The sequence below is a fragment of the Kitasatospora sp. NPDC001261 genome (assembly GCF_042896795.1).
In the GTDB taxonomy this organism is placed as follows: domain Bacteria; phylum Actinomycetota; class Actinomycetes; order Streptomycetales; family Streptomycetaceae; genus Kitasatospora.
Window position 1 is genome coordinate 230,776 of sequence record NZ_JBIAXP010000006.1, and the last position, 16,675, is coordinate 247,450.

The window sequence follows — 16,675 nt, forward strand, 5'->3', positions numbered from 1 at the left end:
CGCACTGTCACCCATCCGGCGCAACGGTGCCGCGGACCGGGCATTCGGGTGATCGGAGGGTCCGACCGTTTCCCCGCCCGCGGTGCCTCGTTCTCCCTGATGGAACCCGGTCTCCACCGGCCCCTACGCACGAATCGAGTACCGCCCATGCGCAAGCACGCCCACGCCGTCGTCGGCATCGCGGCCACCGGCGGCTCGGTCGGCGCGGCGGGCCTCCCCTACCCGGCGTCCGGCAATCCGTGCCGGAACGCCTGACCGGAATTCCAACCGTCGCGCCTTTGTCCGAAGCCTTTCCCGGCCGTGCGGGAATCGCTTCGCGGGGCATCGCGACACGGCGGCCGCGGCCACGCCCGAGCCATGGGCGGAACACGCCGGTGTGCGCCGCCCGAGTGACAATCACGGAAATCCCTACAGCCTTCGGGTGAGTATTCGTGCTCGCCCGACTCCCGACATTTCCCTTCCGTCGGGCAGAAATCGGAGGAATGACATGCGCAACTTCAAGAAGGCCGCCGTCCTGTCGCTGGCCGCCAGCGGCCTGGTGCTCGGCGCCGCCGGCGGTGCGGTCGCCAGCTCCGGTGCCGAGGGCGTCGCCGCCGGTTCCCCCGGTGTGCTCTCCGGCAACCAGATCCAGATCCCGATCCACATCCCGATCAACCTGTGCGGCAACAGCATCGACATCATCGGCCTGCTGAACCCGGCCTTCGGCAACCAGTGCGCCAACGTCGGCTGAACCCGCGGTCGCCACGTCGGCGACAGCTGATTCACCGAGCCCGTGCCGCGCCCCGCAGCGCCGGGGCGCGGCACGCTCCACCCGTGTGTGATCGAGGAGATCAACCCCCCATGCAGAACATGAAGAAGGCCGCCGTCCTCTCCGCCGCCGCAGCCGGCCTGGTGCTGGGCGCGGCGGGCTCCGCCGCCGCCAGCGCCGGCGCCGAGGGCGTGGCCGCCAACTCCCCCGGTGTCGTCTCGGGCAACCAGATCCAGATCCCGGTGCACGTGCCGATCAACCTGTGCGGCAACAGCATCAACGTCGTCGGCCTGCTGAACCCGGCCTTCGGCAACGCCTGCGCCAACGTCGAGGCCGTCCCGCAGCCCGCGGACGACTGCTGATCCCGATCGGCACGCGTACCGGCCGTCCTGCCCCCCGACCAGTCGGCCGGGGGGCAGTTCGGCGTCTCCGGACAACCGTCCGGTACCTCCGATCCACCGAAGGGTGATCACGATGGTTTCGAAGAAGAGCGCGGCCGGCCTGGCCGCCGCCGTGGGTGCCGCGGTGCTGCTCGGCGCCGGTTCGGCGCAGGCCGCCACCGCCCCGGGCGAGGCCCCGGCCGGCCCGGCCAAGCTGACCAAGACCGACCTCGGCCAGGCGCTGGGCGGGACGACCACCGGCCTCGGCTACGGCGTCGCGCCGATCAAGAGCCTGCGGCTGGACCCGTGGGCGAACTCCTCGGCCGACTTCCTCAACAACGGCGCGGCCCTCCAGCCGGACCAGGGCCTGCCCGCGATCGGCACCGGGACGCTCACCGGCCCGCTGAGCGCCGGCGGCGGCGTCAAGGACCTCCCGCTGGTCGGCGGGCTGACCGGCGTCCTGCCGGGCTGAGCGCCCCACCGGGCGCGCGAGAGCCCGGCATCCCGCCGCGCGGCCGGGGTGCCGGGCTCTCGTACCGGATGGGATCCCGGGTCAGAGCCGGGTCAGAGCTGGGTCAGGTCGGTCAGGCCGGTCTGCCCCACCACGGTGGTGGCGGTCGTGGTGGTGGTGCCGGCCAGGGCGCCCGCCGTGTCGGTGAGCGAGAGCCGGCTGTCGTCGCCGCCGAGGCTGGCCTTGGCCCCGGGGATCACCTGCACCGCGCCGGAGACCAGCCGCGGGTCGATCTCGTCCACCTTCAGCCGGCCGTCGGCGAGCTGGCCGGCGCCGTCCCGGGCGAGCGAGAGCGGCTGCCCGAGGGTGAGCCCGGGGGTCTTGGCGTGCAGCGGCGCGGCCGGGGCGTCCAGCAGCACCTTGCCGAGGTCGGCGCCCTGGTCGACCAGCGGGAGCGGCAGCTCGGCCTTGGCACTCGGGCCCACCTTGCCGGTGGTCAGCTGGGGGACGATCTGCTCCGGGAGCAGCGCCCCGTCGGAGCTGGTGGTCCGGCCGGGCGCCGGCGGCATGAGCAGCGAGGTCGGGATGCCGGCCGTGAGGCGGCTGCCCAGTGGGGCGAGCGGGATGTCCGCGGGGACCTGCTGGGTGGCCAGCGAGTCCTCCAGGGCGCCCACCTGGTCGGGGCCGATCGGGGCGGCGGCAGAGGCCGCCCCCTGGGAGGCGAGCACACCGGCACCGACCGCCAGCAGCATCACGCCGGCCCGCTTGGAGAACTTCATGCTTTTCACCGTTCTGCTGTCCGTACTGGGGATCACTGGGAGCGGCTGCGGGGGCGCAGCCGGAAAGCGTTCTGCTCAACGAGTGACCGGGAGCTCGGATTGCGGCCGTTAACCGGTTCGGCTTAATAATCCGACCGGATTCCGTTGACCGTCGCGCCTCCGGGACTCTTTTCCAGAATCCCCGTAACCTTCCGTGCCGTCATTCTTTGATCTGAACGTCAGTGACTGCCGACCGGGTCTGAGCGTTCTCAGCGCCGTACGCAAGGAATCCAAAGAGCATTTCAGAGAGGGATCTCCCATGATCCAGAAGTCCTTCGCCGCCGCCGGCCTGGCCGTCGCCGCGCTGGCCGGTGCCGCCGGCCCGGCCTCGGCCATCGGTGACGCGGACGGCGCCGCCGCCTCGATCGAGGGCAACGGCGGCACCAACTTCACGGGCACGGTCGGGAACAACAGCCCGAACTTCCACTTCCTGGACAACCCGAACATCTGCCTGCCGGAGATCCACAACATCGCCGTCGGCGTGCTCGGTGTGGCAGTCCCGGTCGAGGTCCCGATCGCCAACAACGGCGGTCGGCAGTACTGCACCGTCGGCCAGGGCACCCAGAGCCAGGGCGACGGCGGCGTGTCCCACCTGATCGGCTGATCGGTCGCCGCCCTGATCTCCCTGCACCACCCGCTGTTCCACCTTCGAATCGCCCCCCGATTCACCCCGAGAGGAAAACCAGAAATGATCAAGAAGTCCCTCGCCGCTGCCGGCCTGGCCGCCGCCGCCCTCGCGATGTCCGCCGGCTCGGCCTCCGCCATCGTCGACTCGGACGGCGCCGCCACCTCCGTCCAGGGCAACGGCGGCACCAACCACACCGGCACCGCCGGCAACGGCAGCCCGAACAGCCACGTTCTGGACAACCCGAACATCTGCCTGCCGGAGGTCCACAACATCGCGGTCGCCGTCATCGGCATCGCGGTTCCGGTCGAGGTCCCGGTCCTGAACAACCAGCCGAAGCAGATCTGCAACGTCGGCCAGAACACCCAGTCCACGGGCGACGCGGGTGTCTCGCACCTGATCGGCTGATCACGGGGCACGGCACGGTCGGAGGGCCCGGGGAGGAACACCTCCCCGGGCCCTCCGGGCTGTGCGGACGAAGTGTCCGGCCGACCGCCGCAGCGCGGTCCGGCCGGGTGAGCGGCGGGCCGGTCCGGACCGCCGGATGTGAACACGTGTCAGAGCGCCCGCGGGGGCGCTCCCAGAGAGAGGGCAGTTCCATGAAGAGCAAGCTGGCCAAGGCCGCCCTGACCGCCGCCGCCGCACTGGCGCTCGCCGGTGCCGCCACCCCGGCCTTCGCCCACGTGGGCGTCGTCGGCGGCGGCGAGCTCGTCGCCTCCGCCGACCAGCCGTTCCTGGCCGGCGGGGGCTTCGGCCTCGCCCACGCCGGGGACACCGCCGCCGGCGGCTTCGGTGGCGGCGCCGCCACCTCGACCGACCTGGTCGGCGGCGGCGCGGGCTTCGGGCACGCCGGCGACGTGGGCTTCTGAGGCCTGCCGGACACGGCCTAGCGGGAACCGGGAAGGCCGGGCCGCTCCCCCACGGGAGCGGCCCGGCCTTCCGCCGTACGGGGTCCGCTACTTGAGCATCGCGGCGGCTTCGAGGGCCCAGTAGGTGAGGATCTGCTCGGCGCCCGCGCGGCGGATCGAGGTGAGCGTCTCCATGATCATCCGCTCCCGGTCGATCCAGCCGTTCGCGGCGGCCGCCTCGACCATCGCGTACTCGCCGGACACCTGGTACGCGGAGACCGGCACCGGGGAGGCGTCGGCGACCTGGCGCAGGATGTCCAGGTAGGCCATGGCCGGCTTGACCATCACCATGTCGGCGCCCTCGGCGAGGTCCTGCTCCAGCTCGCGCAGCGCCTCGCGGGCGTTGGCCGGGTCCTGCTGGTACGACTTGCGGTCGCCCTTGAGCGAGGAGCCGACGGCCTCGCGGAACGGGCCGTAGAAGGCCGAGGCGTACTTGGCGGTGTAGGCGAGGATGCCCACGTCCTGGTGCCCGGCCTCGTCCAGCGCCCGCCGGACCACGGCGATCTGGCCGTCCATCATGCCGGACGGGCCGACCAGGTGGACGCCGGCGTCGGCCTGCACCCGGGCCATCTCGGCGTAGCGCTCCAGGGTGGCGTCGTTGTCGACGCTGCCGTCGGCGGCCAGCACGCCGCAGTGGCCGTGGTCGGTGTACTCGTCCAGGCAGAGGTCCGACATGACCACCAGGGAGTCGCCGACCTCGGAGACCACGTCCCGGATCGCCTGCTGGAGGATGCCGTCCGGGTTGGTGCCCTCGCTGCCGACGGCGTCCTGCACCTCCGGGACGCCGAACAGCATGAGGCCGCCCAGGCCCGCCTCGGCCGCCTCCACCGCGGCCTTGCGCAGGGTGTCCCGGGTGTGCTGGACCACGCCCGGCATCGACGTCACCGGGACGGGCTCGCTGACGCCCTCGCGGACGAACAGCGGCAGGATCAGCTCCGCCGGGTGCAGCCGGGTCTCGGCCACCAGCCGGCGCATCGCCGGGCTCTGGCGCAGCCGGCGGGGGCGAACGTACGGGAATTCAGCGGACACGGCTTCTCTCTCCGAACGGTTGTGCAGTGCCGGGGGCGACGAACGGCCGCCCCCGGCAGCATAGTTAAGAATCCTCAGCGGGCCTTGCGACGCGAGCCGGGGCGGCGCTCGCTGGGCCGGTAGACCGGCTCACCGGCGGCCGTCGCGGTGTCCCGGCGCTTGGCACCGAAGTCCGCCAGCGCCTGGGCCAGCGCGGCCGCCGACGGCGCCGGGGCCATCACGTCGACCCGCAGGCCGTGCTCCTCGGCGGTCTTGGCGGTCGCCGGGCCGATGCAGGCGATGACCGTGACGTTGTGCGGCTTGCCCGCGATGCCGACCAGGTTCCGGACGGTCGAGGACGAGGTGAACAGCACCGCGTCGAAGCCGCCGCCCTTGATCGCCTCGCGGGTCTCGGCCGGCGGCGGCGAGGCGCGCACCGTCCGGTACGCCGTCACGTCGTCGACCTCCCAGCCCAGCTCGACCAGGCCGGCCACCAGGGTCTCGGTGGCGATGTCGGCGCGCGGCAGCAGCACCCGGTCGATCGGGTCGAAGACCGGGTCGTACGGCGGCCAGTCCTCCAGCAGCCCGGCCGCGGACTGCTCGCCGGAGGGCACCAGGTCCGGCTTCACGCCGAAGTCCACCAGGGCCTGCGCGGTGGTCTCGCCGACCGCCGCGACCTTGATCCCGGCGAACGCGCGGGCGTCCAGGCCGTACTCCTCGAACTTCTCCCGGACGGCGCGCACCGCGTTCACCGAGGTGAAGGCGATCCACTCGTAGCGGCCGGTGACCAGGCCCTTGATGGCCCGCTCCATCTGCTGCGGGGTGCGCGGCGGCTCGACCGCGATGGTCGGCACCTCCTGCGGCACCGCGCCGTACGAGCGCAGCTGCTCGGACAGGCCGGTGGCCTGCTCCTTGGTGCGCGGCACGAGGACGTTCCAGCCGAACAGCGGCTTGGTCTCGAACCACGAGTGCGAGGCCCGGTGGGCCACCTGCTCGCCCACCACGGCTATCACCGAGGTGGCCGGGTCGACCGGGGCGGAGACCGGCGAGGGCAGCACCCGGGCGGCCTTCAGGTCCGCCGCGATCCCGGACAGGGAAGAGGTGAAGGTCCGCTGGCGGGTGGTGGTGCCGGAGAGCGTGGCGCTCAGCGCCGACTCCGGCTTGCGGCCGCCCGCGACCAGCGCGGCGGCGGTGGCGGGCAGCTGGCCCAGGGTGGTGCGGACCACCAGGGTGGTCTCCGGCGCGCCCAGGTCGACCGGGCTGCCGGCCAGCAGCGCGGCGCCGTCCACGAAGCGCACGTCGGTGCCGGAACCGGCGCGCAGCGGGACACCCGCGTACGCCGGGACGCCGACCGACTGGGCGACGCCCGGGATCACCTCGAACGGGATCCCGTCGCCCGCGCAGCTGAGCATCTCCTCGGCGGCGCAGCCGTCCAGGCCGGGGTCGCCGTCGACGGTGCGCACCACGTGCTTGCCGGAGCGGACGGCCTCGGCGACCACCTTGGCCAGGTCGAAGTCGGCGCCCTCGGCGGCGGGGGCGTGCACCTGCACGCCGGCCGGGCAGTGGCTGCGCACGGCGGCGGCGGTCAGCGGGTCGGCGACCAGCACGTCGGCGGTGGACAGCACCTCGACCGCGCGCAGGGTCAGCAGCCCCGGGTCCCCGGGGCCCGCGCCCAGGAAGGTGCACCGTCCGGTGGCGGGCTGTCCCGCCGGGAACAGGGCGTCGGTGGCGGCGGTGGTGGGGCTCATCGGGCTCGCTCCCCCATCAGGGCGGCCGCGCCCGCGGCGAGCAGCCGGTCAGCCAGCGTGCGGCCGAGGGCCGCCGCCCGCTGCTCGGCGGTCTCGTCGAGGACGATCGGACCGTTGGCGGACATCTTCAGCAGGGCGGTTCCGTCGGGGTCGCCGACCACGCCGTCCAGCCGCAGCTCGTTCTCCCGGCCCCAGGTGGCCAGCGCGGCCACCGGCGCCGAGCAGCCGGCCTCCAGGGTGGCCAGCAGGGCGCGCTCGGCGGCCACGGCGACCCGGGTGGGGGCGTGGTCCAGCGCGGCGAGCGCGGCGGTCAGCTCCTCGTCGGCGGTGGTGCACTCGATCGCGAGCGCACCCTGGCCGGGGGCCGGGATCATCACCTCGGTGTCGAGGTGCTGGGATATCTCGGCGCTGCGGCCGAGCCGGTTCAGGCCGGCCGTCGCCAGCACCACCGCGTCCAGCTCGCCGCTGGTCACGAAGCCGATCCGGGTGTCCACGTTGCCGCGGATCGCGACGGTCTCCAGCTGGGCGCCGCGGGCCCTGGCCCAGGCGTTCAGCTGCGCCATCCGGCGCGGCGAACCGGTGCCGATCCGGGCCGGGCGGCCGGCGCCGGCGAGCTTCTCGACCAGCTCCTCCAGGGCCAGGCCCTCGGCGGCGACCAGGGCGTCCCGGACGTCCTCGCGCTCGGGGACGGCGGCCAGCGCCAGGCCCTCGGGGGCGGCGGTGGGCAGGTCCTTGAGCGAGTGCACGGCGAAGTCGATCCGGCCCTCCAGCAGCGCGTCGCGCAGCGCGGAGACGAACACGCCGGTGCCGCCGATCTGGGCCAGCGACTCCCGGGAGGTGTCGCCGTACGTGGTGATCTCGACCAGCTCGACGAGGCGCCCGGTGACCCTGGTCACCTCGCGGGCCACCATGCCCGACTGCGCCATGGCGAGGGCGCTGCGCCGGGTGCCGAGCCGCAGGGCCGCGGTGGCCGAGGGCTGCTCCGTGATCGGTTGACCATTCATGAGGTGATCGTCCCGGTGGTACTCGTGGGATGGCTGACGGTTCATCTGGTGCCCCCGGCCGAGGGCTGGGGCGCGCCGCCGACGGGCGTGCCCGACACGGCGTGCACGGCAGCCGGGTCGAGGTCGAACAGTTCCCGCAGCGCCTCCGCGTAGGAGGCGCCGCCGGGCTCGGCGGCCAGCTGCTTCACCCGGACGGTCGGGGCGTGCAGCAGCTTGTCGACGACGCGGCGGACGGTCTGGGTGATCTCGGCGCGCGAGCGCTCGTCCAGGTCGGGCAGCCGGGAGTCCAGCCGGCCGAGCTCGGCGGCGACCACGTCGGAGGCCATCGAGCGCAGCGCGACCACGGTCGGCGCGATCCGGGCGGCCCGCTGGGCGGCGCCGAAGGCCGTCACCTCGTCGGAGACGATCCGGGAGACCTCGTCGACGTCGCCGGCGCCGGGGCTGGCGGCGTGCGCGTGGGAGAGGCTCTCCAGGTCGACCAGCAGAGCGCCGGGCAGCTCGTGCACGGCGTGGTCGACGTCGCGCGGCATGGCCAGGTCCAGCAGGGCGAGCGGCTCGGGGGACCTGCGGGAGGCGACGGCGGCGGCCACGTCCTCGGCCCGGACCACCACACCGGCCGCGCCGGTGCAGGAGATCACCAGGTCCACGTCGGCGAGCGCCTCCGGCACCTTGGCGAGGTCCAGCACCCGGGCCACGTCCGGGCCGAGGATCTCGACCAGCCGCTCGGCCCGGGCCGGGGTCCGGTTGGCGATCAGCAGGTCGGTCACGCCGGAGCGGACCAGGGTGGCGGCGGCCAGCGAGCTCATCGAGCCGGCCCCGACCACCAGCGCGCGCTTGCCGGCGATCTCGCCCGCGCCCGCCGCGACCTGCTCCAGGCCGAAGGTGACCAGCGACTGGCCGGCCTTGTCGATGCCGGTCTCGCTGTGCGCCCGCTTGCCGACCCGCAGCGCCTGCTGGAACAGCTCGTTCAGGCCGCGCCCGGCGGTGTGCTCCTCCTGGGCCTTGGCCAGCGCGTCGCGCAGCTGGCCGAGGATCTGGCCCTCGCCGACGACCATCGAGTCCAGGCCGCAGGCCACCGAGAAGAGGTGGTGGACGGCGCGGTCCTCGTAGTGGACGTACAGGTGGGAGGTCAGCTCCTCCAGGTCCACCCCGCTGTGGTGGGCCAGCAGCAGCGACAGCTCGGCGACGCCGGCGTGGAACTTGTCCACGTCCGCGTACAGCTCGATCCGGTTGCAGGTGTTCAGCAGCGCGGCCTCGCCGACCGTCGCGGTGGCGGCCGCGTCGTGCAGCAGCCGGGTCGGCACCTCACCGGTCAGCGCGGCGCGCTCCAGTACCCCGACCGGGGCCGTGCGATGGCTCAGCCCTACGACGAGAAGGCTCATGCCCGCCCCCCACAGCTCTCGGTGTTCATGCGGGCATCACCGCGGAGAGATCCCCGTCGCCGCCCTTGGCGGACTTTCCCTTGGCCTGCTCGGCCTGGTCCTTGGCCGCCGGCTCGGCGGCGCCCCGGCCCTTGCCGCTGCCGCCGGCCGCGCGGCGCAGCTTGGCGGCGGCCGCCCGGACCGGACCGGGGGCGCGGTCCAGCACCGACTCGGCGCGGTCGTCCGGCTCCTCGCCGGCCTTGCGCTGCTCGTGGAAGGCCAGGATCTGGAGCTCGATGGAGAGGTCCACCTTGCGCACGTCCACGCCGTCCGGGACGGACAGCACGGTCGGGGCGAAGTTCAGGATGCTGGTGACGCCGGCCTCCACCAGCCGGTCGCACACCTGCTGGGCGGCGCCGGGCGGGGTGGTGATCACGCCGATGGAGACGTGCTGGCTCTCGACGATCGACTCCAGCTCGTCCATGTGCCGCACCGGCAGTCCGGCCGCGGTGGAACCGACCACGTGGGGATCGGCGTCCAACAGGGCGGCCACCCGGAAGCCGCGGGAGGCGAACCCGCCGTAGTTGGCGAGCGCGTGGCCGAGGTTCCCGATGCCGACGATGACGACCGGCCAGTCCTGGGTCAGGCCGAGCTCGCGGGAGATCTGGTAGACGAGGTACTCGACGTCGTAGCCGACGCCGCGGGTGCCGTAGGAGCCGAGGTAGGAGAAGTCCTTGCGCAGCTTGGCCGAGTTCACGCCGGCGGCGGCGGCCAGCTCCTCGGAGGAGACGGTCGGCACCGAGCGCTCGGAGAGCGCGGTGAGGGCCCGCAGATAGAGGGGCAGGCGGGCGACCGTCGCCTCCGGGATGCCCCGGGCACGCGAGGGTCGGCGCGCGGCGCCCTGGTCGGGCGTCTGCGAACTGCTCTGTGGTGATCGGCCGATTGCCACGGTGCTCCTGTGGGTGAAGCTGGGCTTAGGCAGCCAGGCTATGTGTTTGTGAACGTGTGCACAAAGATGGTGTCCGTTTTGTCCCCGCACAGTGATGCGCATCACGCCATCGAACGCATAGCACCGGCCTGGGTCAGCACGACCTCCGGGGCCTGGGAATCGGGCAGCCACGGGCCGTACGACGCCTCCCGGCGCAGCAGCGGGACGGCGGCACCGGACGGGCGGGAACGGGCCCGGCCGAGCCGGGGCCAGGGCAGCCGGGCGGCCTCCCGCAGCGGGCCGGCCCAGTCGTCCGACGGACAGGACGGGGCGTCCAGGCAGTACCGCAGCAGCTCGGCGGTCACCCGGGCGTCGCCCAGCGCGGTGTGCGCCGGGTACCAGCCGAGGTCCGCCGCCTCCACACAGGCCGCCAGGCCGTGGCTCCGGGCCTCCGGCAGGTGGGCGCGGGCCAACCGCATCGTGCACAGCAGCGGGACGGGCGGCAGCGGCACCCCGATCCGGGCGAACTCACGATCCAGGAACGCGTGGTCGCAGCTGACGTGGTGACCGACCAGCACCCGGCCGGCCAGCAGCTCCAGCAGCCACGGGGCGATCTCGCGGAAGCGCGGGGCGCCCTCGACGTCGCACTGGCGTATCCGGTGCACATGGGTCGGGCCGACCGGGCCCAGCGGGTCCAGCAGGGTGGCGAACTCCCCCTCGGCGCGGAGCCGCTCGTCGAGCAGCACCACCGCGACCTCGACCACCCGGTGCCGCCACGGGCTGCGGCCGGTCGCCTCCACGTCCACCACGGCGAAGCCCCGGGGGGCCGTCCGGAACTCCGGGGCTCCGGGGGCCCCAGGGACAGGACCGGGAAGCATGGCGCACTCCTCGTGTGCTCAGCCCCCCACGGGCGCAAACGCGTTCGATCGTAAGCCGACCAACCCGCCCCGTCCCAAGCCGGAACGGAGTGTCTTTGGCAACGATTCGGCGAACCGCCCCCGCCGATCGGCGGGGGGCCGGTGCGCGGACGAACGCGCGGTCAGACCCCGCTCAGCCGCCGCCCGGCCGCGCCCGGCCGCACACTCAGCCGCCGAGGGCGGTGCGCAGCCGGCGCTCGTCGACCCGCCAGAAGTCGTGCTGGCGACCGTCGATCAGGGTGACCGGAATCTGCTCCCAGTAACGGCGGTACAGCTCCTCGTCCCGGGTGATGTCCCGCTCCTCGAAGGACGCGCCCAACTCGCCCGTCACCCGGAGGATCACCTCGCGGGCCTCGTCGCACAGGTGGCAGCCGGGCTTGCCGACCAGGGTCACGGTCCGGCCCGCGGGCTCGGGGCTCTTACGTCGCAGCAGTGGGCTCACCACCCCATTCTCCGCCATGGCGCCCACCCGCCCCCGGGGCCCGCGCCCGGTGGAGCTGTTCACCCCGCGGGCACGGCTGCGTCACGGCCGCCGGGCGCCCGGCTGGCTATCCTCGATGACATGGCCGTGCTCAGAAGGCTCACCCAGGCAAGGCGTTCCAGCAGCGAGCGGAGCGCCCTGGCCGGCGAAGCCGCGGCCGAGGCGGCCGAGGCCGCGCTGCGGGCCGAGCCGGCACCCGACGCCGGGCCCCGGGACACCGCCGGACCAGGGGGCACCACCGGCCCCGAGGACGCCGCCGGGCCGGACGCACCGGCCGCGGCCAAGCCCGGACGGACCCCCAAGGCCCCCGCCGAGAACCACACCCCGGACCCGGACGACCCCCGCGCCGCCGCCTTCTTCGACTGCGACAACACCATCCTGCGCGGCGCCGCGATCTTCTACCTCGGCGTCGGCCTCTACCGCCGCGGCTTCCTCACCCGCCGCGACATCGCCCGCTTCGCCTGGCAGCAGGCCTGGTTCCGGCTGCACGGCACCGAGGACCCGGACCACATCTCGGACGCCAAGCAGTCCGCCCTCGGCATCGTGGCCGGCAAGCCCACCGCCGACCTGGAGGCGATCTGCGAGGAGATCTTCGAGGAGGTCGTGGCGGACAAGATCTGGCCGGGCACCCGCGCCCTGGTCCAGATGCACCTGGACGCCGGCCAGCGGGTCTGGCTGGTCACCGCCGCCCCGCTGGAGGTGGCCCGGATCATCGCCCGACGGCTCGGCATGACCGGCGCGCTGGGCACCGTCGCCGAGGCCAGGGACGGCCGCTACACCGGCCGACTGGTCGGCGACCTGCTGCACGGCCCGGCCAAGGCCGCCGCCGTCCGGGCCCTGGCCCGGCGCGAGCGCCTCGACCTCGACCGCTGCGCCGCCTACAGCGACTCGGCCAACGACATCCCGATGCTCTCGCTGGTCGGCCACCCGTACGTGGTGAACCCGGACGGCGCGCTGCGGCGCCACGCCCGGGCCCAGGGCTGGCGGGTGCGGGACTTCCGGACCGGGCGCAAGGCGGCCCGGGTGGGGCTGCCGGCGGCGGCCGCGCTCGGGGTGCTGGCCGGCGCGGCGGCGGCCGGGGTGGCGCTGAACCGGCGCCGCCACCGGGCCTGAACCACCCGCCCGAACCCCGGCCCGGAACCCCGGCCCGGAACCCCGGCCCCGAGCCTCGCGCCGGACGGCCGTCCGGGCCGCCGGAGGCTTTCCGGAAGCTTTCCGGAGACTCTCCGAGGCGCTCCGGGGCTCTCCGGGGCCGTTCGGAGGCCGCCCGGTCGGGGCTCGCCCCGGCGGGTGAGCGGTCGTCAACAAGGCCTCTGACCTGGCCCCTCTTACGGGCGAACTCCCCGCCGTCACAGGGCAGTCCGCGTCACCTGCTCGAACCTGTCGCCCGGTGACCGGTTCTGATCGTTCGCCAGGCCGGGAAAGTCAGGGGTTGCCGAGCCCCAAGGCTGGGAAACCGCCCCCCAGGCCGCCAAATTGGTCACCCTGAGCGCCCGTTCGATCACGTTAAGCCGGATGAACGATGACAGCTCCGGTCAATGTCAGCCGAACATGCGCAACAAATGGATCCCAAACGACCACTTCGACCACACGGTGTAGCTGTCATTGCACAAAGCGTTATTCTCTCCTGGATGCACGTCACCACGCGCCCCGCTCGAACGGACGCTTCGGGGAGTGCTCTCCGCGCAGGCGGAGGTGATCCGTCCACAGTTCTGCCTCTGGGAGTCCCGTGTACCCACCCGTCCGGAACGACGCGCCTGCACCCTCCCGCCCGTCGTCCGCGCCCCTGCGTCCCCGCACCGGCCTCCGCGACCGGCCGACCGCCGAGCGGCAGATCTCCACGGGCCTGACCCTGTTGCGCACCCTGCTCCGCAGCCAGTTCGCCGCCACGCCCCAACTCGCGCTCGCCGGCGGACCGTTCGTCCAGCCGCAGCCGCAGCCGCCCGGCCTGGCACTGCGCACCACCGCCGCCGGCTCGACCGGCACCGGCTCGCGCGGCCGCACCGGCAGCGCCGGCCGGGGCCGCGCCCGGACCGCGCCCAGCCCCGGCTACGAGACCGAGCACAACCCGGTCATGGAGCTGGTCGAACGGGCCCAGGCCGGCGAGAGCGAGGCCTTCGGCCGGCTCTACGACCACTACGCGGACACCGTCTACCGCTACATCTACTACCGGGTCGGCAGCCGGGCCACCGCCGAGGACCTCACCAGCGAGACCTTCCTGCGCGCCCTGCGCCGGATCGGCACCTTCACCTGGCAGGGCCGGGACTTCGGCGCCTGGCTGGTCACCATCGCCCGCAACCTGGTCGCCGACCACTTCAAGTCCAGCCGCTTCCGGCTGGAGGTCACCACCGGCGAGATGCTCGACTCCAACGAGTGCGAGCGCAGCCCCGAGGAGTCGGTGCTGGAGTCGCTCTCCAACGCCGCCCTGCTGGACGCGGTGCGCCGGCTCAACCCGCAGCAGCAGGAGTGCGTCACCCTGCGCTTCCTGCAGGGGCTGTCGGTGGCCGAGACGGCCCGGATCATGGGCAAGAACGAGGGCGCCATCAAGACCCTCCAGTACCGCGCCGTCCGCACCCTGGCCCGGCTGCTCCCGCCCGACGCGCGATGAACCGCGCCGAGGACGGCACCGGCTCCGTGCGGTCCGGCACCGTACGGTCCGGCCGGCCGTCATCGTTCGCGCCCGGCCGACACGTCAGGGTGAACGGTAGGTCCGATGATCTGCCGTGCGTAACCGACCGCCCGCACCGCTCGTTGGCCAACGTGCAAGCCCCCACCAGGCGTACGGTCAAGTCGAATTGCGGCCTATCACCCGATGGAGTGGCTTTGGCCAGCCGGGGCAACCGTCCGGCGGGCCGGGCTGTCGACAACGACGAAGGGAGGTGTGGCCCGTGACGGCAAACGTGCTTGAGCACCGGCGGGCGAAGGCCTTCGCCGAGGCGCTGGAGGCCCACCAGGCGGAGCAACGCGCTGCGGCCAACGCCGAATCGGACAACACCGCTGCCACCGGCGCGGGTTCGGCCGCGATGGCCGGGCTGGTCGGACTGGCCGACGCACTGGGGGCACTGCCCGGGCCGGTGCTGGACCGGGAGGTCCATACGGTCCAACGCGCCCAGCTGATGGCCGCGTTCGAGCAGGCCTTCGCCGGCGGGACGGGCACCCCGGTGCCCCGCCAGCGCCGCCACCGGGCGATCCGGACGGCGCCGCGCGGCCGCTGGAGCCGCCGGTTCGCGATCGGCGGGCTGGTCGCCGGGCTCGCCGTCGGCAGCCTGGCCGGCGTCGCCGCGGCCAGCTCCAACGCCCTCCCCGGGGACAGCCTGTACGGCCTCAAACGCGGCTTGGAAGGTCTCCGGCTCGACTTCGCGGGCTCCGACTCCGAACGCGGCGAGATGCTGCTCGACAACGCGGCCACCCGGCTCGGCGAGGCCAAGACCCTGGTCGGCCGCACCGACCAGGCCGGCGCGCTCAGCCCGGCCACCGTCGAACAGGTCCGCCGCGCCCTGGACGACATGCACGCCGACGCCCTCAAGGGCCGCGAGCTGCTGCGCTCGGTCTACCGCAGCAACGGCTCGCTCGACCCGATGCGGGCCCTGGCCGGCTTCGCCCACGACGAGGACGGCCGGTGGAGCGAGCTGCAGGGCCGGCTGCCCGTCCAGCTCACCCAGCAGGCCGACCTGGTGAACCGGCTCTTCGACGACATAAGCGAGGACGTCGCGCCCCTGCGCCTGGTCCTGCCCCCCGCTCAGAGCGGTGGCGCGGCCGGCGACGGAGCGGGCGACGGTTCGTCCCACTCGACCGGTGGTTCCCCGGCCGGCTCCCCGGCGGCCGGCTCCGGCACCTCGGCCGGCACCGACCAGGCCCCGGGCTCCGGCGCCGCCGGCAACCGCCCCGGCGCCACCGAGCACGCCCCGGCCTACCCCGGCGCCGGTGCCTCCGGCAACGGCGGCAAGGGCGGCGTCCTGCCGGACACCCTGCCCAGCAGCGCCCCGGACGCCGTCAACGGCCTGGTCGGCGGTCTCACCAGCGGGCTCACCGGCACCAAGCCCTCGCCGAGCGCCGACGCGGCCCCGGCGCAGGGACCGCAGCAGGCCTCGCCCAGCGCCCCGAACGCGGCCCAGCCGCAGGGCGTCGAGGTTCCCCCGCTGCTTCCGGACCTGCTGCCCGGGCTGCGCATCCTGGGCGGCTGACAGCAGGGCGGTGGGGGCCCGGCGGAGTGCGATATCCGCCGGGCCCTCGCCGTCCCCAGGGAACCCCCGGGAACCCCCGGGAACCCCCGGGATCCCTCGGGTTCTCCTAGAAGAACACCGAACGCCGCTGCACCAGCAGCTCGTAGAGGGTGTGCTGGATGGTCTCGCGCACCTCGTCGGCCAGGTCGAAGACCAGCATCGGGTCGTCCGCCGCCTCCGCCGGGTAGGTGTCGGTGGCGATCGGCTCGCCGAAGCGGATCGTCCACTTGGTCGGCAGCGGCAGCGCCCCGAGCGGGCCCAGCCACGGGAAGGTCGGGGTGATCGGTACGTACGGCAGGCCCAGCAGCCGGGCCAGCGTCTTCACGTTGCCGATCATCGGGTAGGTCTCCTCCGCCCCGACGATCGAGCAGGGCACGATCGGCACCCGCGCCCGCAGCGCCGAGGAGACGAAGCCGCCGCGGCCGAACCGCTGGAGCTTGTAGCGCTCGGAGAACGGCTTGCCGATGCCCTTGAAGCCCTCCGGCCAGACCCCGACCAGTTCGCCGCGCTCCAGCAGGGCCTGGGCGTCCTCGTTGCAGGCCAGGGTGTGGCCGGCCTTGCGGGCCAGCTCGTTGACGCCGGGCAGCACGAAGACCAGGTCCGCGGCGAGCATCCGCAGGTGCCGCCGGGCGGGGTGGTGGTCGTGGACGGCCACCTGGGTCATCAGGGCGTCGAGCGGGATCGTCCCGGAGTGGTTGGCGACGATCAGCGCCCCGCCCTCGGCCGGGATGTGCTCCGCGCCCTGGACGTCGATCCGGAAGTACTTCTCGGCCAGCGGGCGCAGCAGCGAGAGCAGCACCTCCTCGGTGAGCTCCCGGTCGAAGCCGAACTCGTCCACCTCGTAGTCGCCGGTCACCCGGCGGCGCAGGAAGGCCAGCCGCTCGGCGGCGCGGCCCTCCCAGCCCTTGCCGAACAGCCGGGTGGCGACCGGGCCGAGCGGGCCGGCCAGCGCCCCGCCGACGGCCTCGGCGAGCCGGTCGGCCGGATTCGGCCCCTCGGGCGACGTCCAGCTGGGGGCCGTCTCGATCGGGATGACCTTGGCCTCGCCCGGCGCGTTCTCGGCTGCGGCACTCAT

Annotated in this window: 18 protein-coding genes; 9 read left to right on the plus strand and 9 right to left on the minus strand. The window is 74.0% G+C overall.

What is annotated here, in order from left to right; all coding sequences use genetic code 11:
- Window positions 1-487: 487 nt before the first annotated feature.
- The 3 genes from ACFY4B_RS10660 (at window position 488) to ACFY4B_RS10670 (ending at window position 1,600) form a co-directional block, all read left to right on the plus strand.
- The gene (locus tag ACFY4B_RS10660; RefSeq protein WP_049650485.1) at window positions 488-730 is read left to right on the plus strand and encodes a chaplin; all 243 of its coding nucleotides are present in this window, start codon (window positions 488-490) and stop codon (window positions 728-730) included.
- Window positions 731-840: 110 nt separating this feature from the next.
- On the plus strand, window positions 841-1,110 hold the full coding sequence (locus ACFY4B_RS10665) for a chaplin (protein WP_117488309.1): 270 nt from the start codon (window positions 841-843) through the stop codon (window positions 1,108-1,110).
- Between the two features lie 112 nt (window positions 1,111-1,222).
- On the plus strand, window positions 1,223-1,600 hold the full coding sequence (locus ACFY4B_RS10670) for a hypothetical protein (protein ID WP_147409124.1): 378 nt from the start codon (window positions 1,223-1,225) through the stop codon (window positions 1,598-1,600).
- 92 nt (window positions 1,601-1,692) lie between these two features.
- Here ACFY4B_RS10670 and ACFY4B_RS10675 read toward each other — a convergent pair whose 3' ends face one another.
- Window positions 1,693-2,358: a hypothetical protein gene (locus ACFY4B_RS10675; protein ID WP_049650482.1), complete on the minus strand. Its 666-nt coding sequence runs from the start codon at window positions 2,356-2,358 to the stop codon at window positions 1,693-1,695.
- A 298-nt stretch (window positions 2,359-2,656) separates the two neighbouring features.
- Between ACFY4B_RS10675 and ACFY4B_RS10680 the strand changes: the two genes are divergently transcribed.
- The 3 genes from ACFY4B_RS10680 (at window position 2,657) to ACFY4B_RS10690 (ending at window position 3,891) form a co-directional block, all read left to right on the plus strand.
- Entirely contained in the window at window positions 2,657-3,001 is a 345-nt protein-coding gene (locus tag ACFY4B_RS10680; RefSeq protein ID WP_049650481.1) for a hypothetical protein, read from the plus strand.
- 84 nt (window positions 3,002-3,085) lie between these two features.
- Entirely contained in the window at window positions 3,086-3,430 is a 345-nt protein-coding gene (locus tag ACFY4B_RS10685; protein WP_074004017.1) for a rodlet layer protein, read from the plus strand.
- Between the two features lie 191 nt (window positions 3,431-3,621).
- Window positions 3,622-3,891: a hypothetical protein gene (locus tag ACFY4B_RS10690; RefSeq protein WP_380744907.1), complete on the plus strand. Its 270-nt coding sequence runs from the start codon at window positions 3,622-3,624 to the stop codon at window positions 3,889-3,891.
- Between the two features lie 87 nt (window positions 3,892-3,978).
- Here the strand turns inward: ACFY4B_RS10690 and hemB are convergent, their stop codons facing one another.
- The 7 genes from hemB to ACFY4B_RS10725 all read right to left on the minus strand — a co-directional run bounded on the left by hemB (window position 3,979) and on the right by ACFY4B_RS10725 (window position 11,356).
- A complete protein-coding gene (gene hemB / locus ACFY4B_RS10695; protein WP_074004018.1) occupies window positions 3,979-4,959 on the minus strand; it encodes a porphobilinogen synthase in 981 nt (326 codons plus the stop codon).
- 74 nt (window positions 4,960-5,033) lie between these two features.
- Window positions 5,034-6,686, minus strand: a complete 1,653-nt coding sequence (locus ACFY4B_RS10700) for a bifunctional uroporphyrinogen-III C-methyltransferase/uroporphyrinogen-III synthase (RefSeq protein ID WP_049650477.1) — start codon at window positions 6,684-6,686, stop codon at window positions 5,034-5,036.
- Window positions 6,683-7,690, minus strand: a complete 1,008-nt coding sequence (gene hemC, locus ACFY4B_RS10705) for a hydroxymethylbilane synthase (RefSeq protein WP_387967181.1) — start codon at window positions 7,688-7,690, stop codon at window positions 6,683-6,685. Before hemC ends, ACFY4B_RS10700 begins: the two co-directional genes overlap by 4 nt.
- A 41-nt stretch (window positions 7,691-7,731) precedes the next feature.
- On the minus strand, window positions 7,732-9,072 hold the full coding sequence (locus tag ACFY4B_RS10710; RefSeq protein ID WP_387967184.1) for a glutamyl-tRNA reductase: 1,341 nt from the start codon (window positions 9,070-9,072) through the stop codon (window positions 7,732-7,734).
- A 25-nt stretch (window positions 9,073-9,097) separates the two neighbouring features.
- Window positions 9,098-9,994, minus strand: a complete 897-nt coding sequence (locus ACFY4B_RS10715; protein WP_049650497.1) for a redox-sensing transcriptional repressor Rex — start codon at window positions 9,992-9,994, stop codon at window positions 9,098-9,100.
- A gap of 107 nt (window positions 9,995-10,101) precedes the next feature.
- On the minus strand, window positions 10,102-10,857 hold the full coding sequence (locus tag ACFY4B_RS10720) for an exonuclease domain-containing protein (protein ID WP_387967186.1): 756 nt from the start codon (window positions 10,855-10,857) through the stop codon (window positions 10,102-10,104).
- A gap of 205 nt (window positions 10,858-11,062) precedes the next feature.
- Window positions 11,063-11,356 carry a glutaredoxin family protein gene (locus ACFY4B_RS10725; RefSeq protein WP_049650473.1) on the minus strand — a complete coding sequence of 98 codons (294 nt, stop codon included), beginning with the start codon at window positions 11,354-11,356 and terminating at the stop codon, window positions 11,063-11,065.
- Window positions 11,357-11,458: 102 nt separating this feature from the next.
- Between ACFY4B_RS10725 and ACFY4B_RS10730 the strand changes: the two genes are divergently transcribed.
- The 3 genes from ACFY4B_RS10730 (at window position 11,459) to ACFY4B_RS10740 (ending at window position 15,561) form a co-directional block, all read left to right on the plus strand.
- Complete coding sequence (locus ACFY4B_RS10730; protein ID WP_387967188.1) at window positions 11,459-12,490, plus strand: HAD family hydrolase; 1,032 nt, start codon at window positions 11,459-11,461, stop codon at window positions 12,488-12,490.
- 721 nt (window positions 12,491-13,211) lie between these two features.
- A complete protein-coding gene (locus ACFY4B_RS10735; protein WP_049660260.1) occupies window positions 13,212-13,985 on the plus strand; it encodes an ECF subfamily RNA polymerase sigma factor, BldN family in 774 nt (257 codons plus the stop codon).
- Window positions 13,986-14,265: 280 nt separating this feature from the next.
- Window positions 14,266-15,561, plus strand: a complete 1,296-nt coding sequence (locus ACFY4B_RS10740) for a DUF5667 domain-containing protein (protein WP_074004022.1) — start codon at window positions 14,266-14,268, stop codon at window positions 15,559-15,561.
- Window positions 15,562-15,667: 106 nt separating this feature from the next.
- Here ACFY4B_RS10740 and ACFY4B_RS10745 read toward each other — a convergent pair whose 3' ends face one another.
- Window positions 15,668-16,675, minus strand: coding sequence for a lysophospholipid acyltransferase family protein (locus ACFY4B_RS10745; protein WP_375877604.1), 1,008 nt, complete (start codon window positions 16,673-16,675; stop codon window positions 15,668-15,670).